Raw genomic sequence first — 791 nt, 5'->3', positions numbered from 1 at the left:
GCGGATTGGGTGGTCCGTTACCAAACCCGCTTCTTCCAGCTGGAGCGGCAAAGCCGTCATTACGCGCCAGCAAAAACCCGAGTGACGGTCCGGGAAAAACAAGAAGGAAAGCTAGTCATCCTCTATCGGAATCGGCCGCTGCGTTTCACCGAGATCGCTGGCAGGCCTGCGCCAAAACCCAAGCAGCGACCCGTGCCGCCGAGCCATTCTCCGACTAGCCGGAGAGTGGTCAATCCTCCTCCCTCCCACCCATGGAAGCGACCCTTCAAATGGCAAACAGCCGTGCAGTATCCACCAAAAACGCAACTTCGTAACCAAGGGGACATTTCTACTGTGGAGAAAAAGGGGACATTTCTATTGTGCTACGACACCGCTTGGGTCCACGCTTGACGCATCCCTTCGCGTCGTAGTTTGCGGGATTGGTCGCCCGGCGGGACCGGTCCAAGGACCGCAAGATCCGCCGCGTCTCCCTCCAGGGCTGATCGACTTCCGAGCAGAGCCTTTCCAGGCTGGCGTCGGTGTCCGAGACGAAGGCCACCGTGGAAGACCCCAGATCGTACCCGACGACATCCTCTCCCGCGGGCCGAACCTGCGGGGCGAGTCCTTCCTGGAGGAGCTGCGCGTACCAGCGCATCCGGCCCCGGATCGTCCTGCGAAGGATGCGGACGTATTTGGTCCGGGCTTCCAGCGCGATCCGCTGCCAGCCGCGCTTGTCCTTCGGATCGAGCCGAAGCGGCAAGACCAAGCCCGCCCAATGAATCGCCGGAACCGGTTCTTTCCGGAACCGGATC

1 pseudogene is annotated in these 791 nt (G+C 61.6%); it reads right to left on the bottom strand.

Going from position 1 to position 791, the window contains the following annotated elements:
- Positions 1 to 328: 328 nt before the first annotated feature.
- Positions 329 to 791 (bottom strand): annotated as a pseudogene (locus A37A_RS18435) (hypothetical protein); the annotation flags it as partial.

This window comes from Verrucomicrobium sp. 3C (assembly GCF_000379365.1).
Classification (GTDB): domain Bacteria; phylum Verrucomicrobiota; class Verrucomicrobiia; order Methylacidiphilales; family Methylacidiphilaceae; genus Methylacidimicrobium.
This window is presented reverse-complemented; position numbering and strand designations above follow the sequence as displayed.